The 4552-nt window shown below is 76.5% G+C and carries 7 protein-coding genes; 6 read left to right on the top strand and 1 reads right to left on the bottom strand.

Going from position 1 to position 4552, the window contains the following annotated elements:
- The coding region (locus ABZS66_RS60595; protein ID WP_354773908.1) for an Hsp70 family protein at nt 1-1350 on the top strand (1350 nt) is incomplete at its 5' end.
- Here ABZS66_RS60595 and ABZS66_RS60590 read toward each other — a convergent pair.
- The gene (locus tag ABZS66_RS60590; RefSeq protein WP_354773907.1) at nt 1325-1723 is read right to left on the bottom strand and encodes an MmcQ/YjbR family DNA-binding protein; all 399 of its coding nucleotides are present in this window, start codon (nt 1721-1723) and stop codon (nt 1325-1327) included. The genes ABZS66_RS60595 and ABZS66_RS60590 overlap by 26 nt on opposite strands.
- A 24-nt stretch (nt 1724-1747) precedes the next feature.
- Here ABZS66_RS60590 and ABZS66_RS60585 point away from each other — a divergent pair, with 24 nt between their 5' ends.
- The 5 genes from ABZS66_RS60585 to ABZS66_RS60565 all read left to right on the top strand — a co-directional run bounded on the left by ABZS66_RS60585 (nt 1748) and on the right by ABZS66_RS60565 (nt 4470).
- Nucleotides 1748-2110 carry a DUF2203 domain-containing protein gene (locus ABZS66_RS60585; protein WP_354773905.1) on the top strand — a complete coding sequence of 121 codons (363 nt, stop codon included), beginning with the start codon at nt 1748-1750 and terminating at the stop codon, nt 2108-2110.
- Nucleotides 2107-2700 (top strand): hypothetical protein, encoded by a 594-nt coding sequence (locus ABZS66_RS60580; RefSeq protein ID WP_354773903.1) that lies wholly within the window; start codon nt 2107-2109, stop codon nt 2698-2700. Before ABZS66_RS60585 ends, ABZS66_RS60580 begins: the two co-directional genes overlap by 4 nt.
- Before the next feature lie 33 nt (nt 2701-2733).
- The gene (locus tag ABZS66_RS60575) at nt 2734-3552 is read left to right on the top strand and encodes an alpha/beta hydrolase (protein WP_354773901.1); all 819 of its coding nucleotides are present in this window, start codon (nt 2734-2736) and stop codon (nt 3550-3552) included.
- 33 nt (nt 3553-3585) lie between these two features.
- Nucleotides 3586-4041: a hypothetical protein gene (locus tag ABZS66_RS60570; protein ID WP_354773899.1), complete on the top strand. Its 456-nt coding sequence runs from the start codon at nt 3586-3588 to the stop codon at nt 4039-4041.
- A 96-nt stretch (nt 4042-4137) separates the two neighbouring features.
- Nucleotides 4138-4470, top strand: coding sequence for a hypothetical protein (locus ABZS66_RS60565; RefSeq protein ID WP_354773897.1), 333 nt, complete (start codon nt 4138-4140; stop codon nt 4468-4470).
- Nucleotides 4471-4552 lie beyond the last annotated feature (82 nt).

Raw genomic sequence — 4552 nt, 5'->3', positions numbered from 1 at the left:
AAGACCACGTCGGGCTTCAGCATCCCGCCGCACCCGCCGCAGTCGACGGTCGCGACGGCGTACCTCGCCGGGCGCCTGGACCACCGCCTGCCGCCCGGGTCGGCGCTGCTCGTCGTCGACCTCGGTGCCGGTACCGCCGACGTGGCCCTCGTACGGACCGGCACGGCGCCCGAGGTGGTCGCCCACGGCGGGGTCGACGTCGGTGGGCTGGACATCGACTCGGCCCTGGTCGAGCTGCTCGGCAAGGTCGTGGCCGCCGAGGCCCCGGACCGGTGGCGGCGGCTCGCCACGCCGGCCGACGACGCCGGGCGGCGGGACCGCTTCGCGTTCTGGCAGGAGGTCCGCGCGGCCAAGGAGAGCCTGTCCCGGCTCACCGTCGCGCCGGTCCACGTGCCCGGCCACCCGGCCGGGCTGCACCTGACCCGCGACGAGCTCGAGTCGGTCGCGGCGCCGCTGCTCGCCCCGGTCGTGGACCTGGCCGCCTCGCTCGCGGCGGGGGAGGCGCCGCTCGCCGGGGTGCTGCTCGTCGGGGGTGGGAGCCGGCTGCCGCTGCTCGGGCGGATGCTGCACCAGCGGCTCGGTGTGGTGCCCACCAGCGTCGAGCGGCCCGAGACCGCGGTCGTCGAAGGGGCGTTGCTCGCGGTGCCGGCACCGGCGGTACCGTTGCCGCCGAAGGCTCCCGGGCGGACGCGGCGGCGATGGGTCAGCCCCGTCACCCTGGTGCTGGCGCTCGTGTGCTTCCTGTTGCCGTTCGCGACCGTCTCGTGTGGACTGCCGGGCGGGTACGGGCGGGCCGACACCGGCGGTGTCACCGAGTACTCCGGGCTCGACCTTGCCGTCGGCGGGGCGCCCGCGGTGGCGGCCGAGCACATCCGGCCGCGTGGCGAGTGGCGGGACGACCGGCTCGAGCCGCAGCCGGCGCAGGCCCTCGCGCTGCTCGCGACGCTGGCCGCGCTCACCGCCGGCCTCGCCCTCGCCCGGGACCGGCGCCGTCGCGGCGCCGCCCTTACGCGGGACCGGCGCCCCGGTGTCGCGCTCGCCGCGGACGGGCCGCGCCCCGGTGTCGCCCTTGTCCCGGACGGGCCGCGCCCCGGTGTCGCCCTCGCGCGGGAGCGGCGGCGTCACGGCGTCGTCGCTTCGCTCGCCGGGGTGGGTGCCGTCCTGCTCGTCGCCGGGCAGGCGGTGGTCACCTCGCGGCTCGCCGGGGCCGTGCGGGGGCAGAGCGCGATCCCCGAGGGGAAGGCCGCGGCCGACTACGTCGGGACCGGGGCCGGGTTCTGGCTGGCGACCGGGCTGCTCGCGCTCGTCGCCGGCGCGAACCTGGTCAGGTGGCGGCGTCCCCGCGGGTGAACGCGGCCGCGAGCGCCGGCGGGGCGCAGGCCAGCCAGCCGTCGACGAGCACGTCACGCAGCGGGGCCGGGGCGGCCGCGGCCAGCTCGACCAGGACCGCGGCGTAGCCGTCGAAGTGGGGGATGGTGAAGAAGCCGGCGTGGCCGGCCGCGAGCACCGCCTCCTTCTCGCCGAGGTCCTCGACCCGGACCGCCAGGATCGGGTCGGGGGGCACGGGCCGGTCGCCGTACCGCTTGACGTCGGCCTTGCTGAACCGCCGCTCCCACGCGAAGACCTTGCCCGCCACCGCCCAGGCGCGGGCGCCGTGCCGCTCCGCCTCGGTCACCTCGGGCAGCTCACCGGCCAGCGCGGCCACGTCGTCGAGGGTCGCCACCCGCTCACCGTACCCTTCTTGGGCATGGGACTGTTCACCGTCGAGGAGGCACGCGAGGAGCTGGCCCGGCTGCGGCCGGTGCTCGACGAGCTGGTGGCCGTGCGGGCCGACGCCGCCGAGCTCGGCGCGGCGCTCGCCCCGGGCGGGCCGCCGACGCCGCTGGGCGGGCTGCCGGAGTACAAGGCGGCGACCGCCCGCCTCGACGAGCTCATGACCGTCGTGCAGCAGACCGGCGCCGAGCTCAAGGGGTTCGCCCCGCTGCTGGTCGACTTCCCCGCGGATCTCGACGGTGCTCCGGTACTGCTGTGCTGGCTCGAGGGCGACGCCGCCCTCGACTGGTACCACCGCGCGGACCTCGGCTTCGCCGGGCGCCGCCGGCTGCCGTGACCGCCCCCTACCGGCGCTCCACCGGCACCGCCCGGGGCGAGGCGCGGCGGCAGGACCTGCTCGAACGGGTCACCGAGGACCTCGCGGAGCACGGCCTGGTCGACTTCTCGCTGCGCCGGGCCGCGCGGGCCGCCGGGACGACGCACAAGGTGCTGCTGTACTACTTCGAGGGCGCCGACGACCTGCTCGTGCAGGCCGTCGACCGGCTCCGGGCCCGGCGCATCGACAACAGCCTCGCCGTCGCGGCTCCCCTGGAGGGCACGTTCGCGGCGCGGGTCCGGGCGCTGTGGCCGGTCCTCATCGACCCGCGCTCCGGCCACCGGGTCCTCGAACAGTCGACCGGGCTGGCGATGTACGACCCGGCGCGGTACGCGAAGTTCGGCCGGGAGGCGACCGAGCAGTACCTCCCGGCGCTCCTGGCCCTCTGCCCGCCCACCTGGAGCGGGCAGCGGCGCCGCGAGGTCGCCGAGATGACCCTGGCCACCCTGCGCGGGCTGCTGCTCAACCGGGTCATCGGCGCCGACCCGGCGAGCGTCGAGGCCGGCCTGGCCGCGCTCCTGCGCTGTCTGGAGCGCGAGGAGACGGCCTAGTCATTTTGTGAACCAGATGGTTCACTTGGCGGCATGCTCGACTACTCCGACTCGGGGGGCGACGGGCCCGTCGTCGTGCTCCTGCACGGTCTGCTCATGGACGAGTCCCTGTGGGACGCCGTCGCGCTGCCCGGCTGCCGCCGGATCGTGCCCACCCTGCCGCTCGGCGCACACCGCCGGCCGGTCCCGGCCGGCACGGACCTGTCGCTGAGCGGCGTCGCCGCGCTGGTCGCCGACCTGCTCCAGCGGCTGGACCTGCACGACGTCACGCTGGTCGGCAACGACACCGGCGGCGCGATCGCCCAGCTCGTCGTCACCCGTACGCCCGCCGCGCCGCGGGTCGCGCGGCTGGTGCTGGTGTCCTGCGAGGCGTTCGACAACCTGCCGCCGGGCCTGACCGGGCGGGCGATCGCCCTCGCCGGCAAGCTTCCGCCGGCCCTGTTCCGGCTGTTCATGCAGCAGATGCGGCTGCGGCCGGCGCGGCGGCTGCCGATCGCGTTCGGCCGGCTGACGAAGCGCGGCGACGCCGCCACCGCCCGCTGGGTCCGCCCGGTCCTGACCGTGCCGGGCATCGCCGCCGACACCGTGCGGATGCTGCGGGCCGTCTTCGCCGACCGCCGCCTGCTCGTCGGGGTGGGCGCCGACCTCGCCGGCTTCGACCGGCCCGCCCTCGTCGTCTGGGCCGCGGGGGACCGGGTGATGCCGCCCGCGCACGGCCGGCGCCTGGCCGGCATCCTGCCCCGGGCCCGCCTCGTCGAGGTGCCCGACTCGTCCACGCTGGTCCCGCTCGACCAGCCCGCCCGCCTGGCCGCGCTCCTCGGCGGGTTCGTGCGCGACACGAACAGCCCATAGATTCCGGTCACTGGATGCGGTAGACCGTCCTGCATGGCCGACAACACTGCGGGCCGCGCACCCGTCGGGCTCGTGGCCGTCGCCATCGGCCTGGCCCTGGTGGCGACCAGCATCTTCGCCCTCGACTGGACCGGGGCCCGCTTCTCCGACGGGGGTGTGCGGTACTTCGAGCTGCCGAGCCGCGTCCTGTCCTCCAACGCGCAGCAGACCGTCGACAACCCGAGCGGCTTCGCGATCGCCTACTTCAACGCGGTCGGCGTCCTGTTGTTCGTCCTGATCGCGGCCCTGGCCCTGGCCGCGACCTGGCCCGGCGCCCGCCGCCCCCTCCTGCGCACCACCGCGATCCTCGGCACCCTGGCGGCCCTGGCCGCGCTCGCCGTGTCCTGGGCCGCCCTGGGCGGCGAGTCCCAGATCCTGGGCGGCCCGGTGGTGGCGCTGGCCGGCTACCTGGCGGTGCTCTTCGGAGCGATGGTCGGCCCGCATCGCTGACCCCGCGGGCTGGCAATTCGAACAGGTGTTCGAGTATCATTCCGGGTGGACGGTCGGTTGGACGGGTCGGACGGCGCTCGAAGTGGTGGTGACGGAATGCCTGGGATCGGACGGACGCCCGCGCGCAACCAGGGCAACGGCTACGCGGTGCGGCTCGACTGGGCCGACGCCCGCTCCGGCGCGGTCTTCCACGACTTCACGAGGTTCACCCCGAGCCTGTTACGGGCCGAGCGCCGCGCCGCGAGCGCCCGCCGCTTCTGGGCTCCGGGTCCGGTCCGCCCGCTGGCGGTGACGGTGGTACCGATCGACCGGCTCGCATACCGGGCGCACGACCGGGAGTGCTACGACGCCGCCTGCCCGACGACGGCGCCGCTGTTGGGCCTGACCGCCACGGACGCCGAGACCCCGGCCGGCCACCCGCACTCCTGACGGGGCCGGACCACGCTGCTCGCCGACCCGGGGCCGCGCCGCGCCGGACCACGCTGCTCGCCGACCGGGCCGGGCCGCGCCG

Source organism: Dactylosporangium sp. NPDC005572 (genome assembly GCF_040605515.1).
GTDB lineage: Bacteria > Actinomycetota > Actinomycetes > Mycobacteriales > Micromonosporaceae > Dactylosporangium.
Note: the sequence above shows the minus strand (reverse complement) of the source record. Positions and strands in the feature narration are given on the sequence as shown.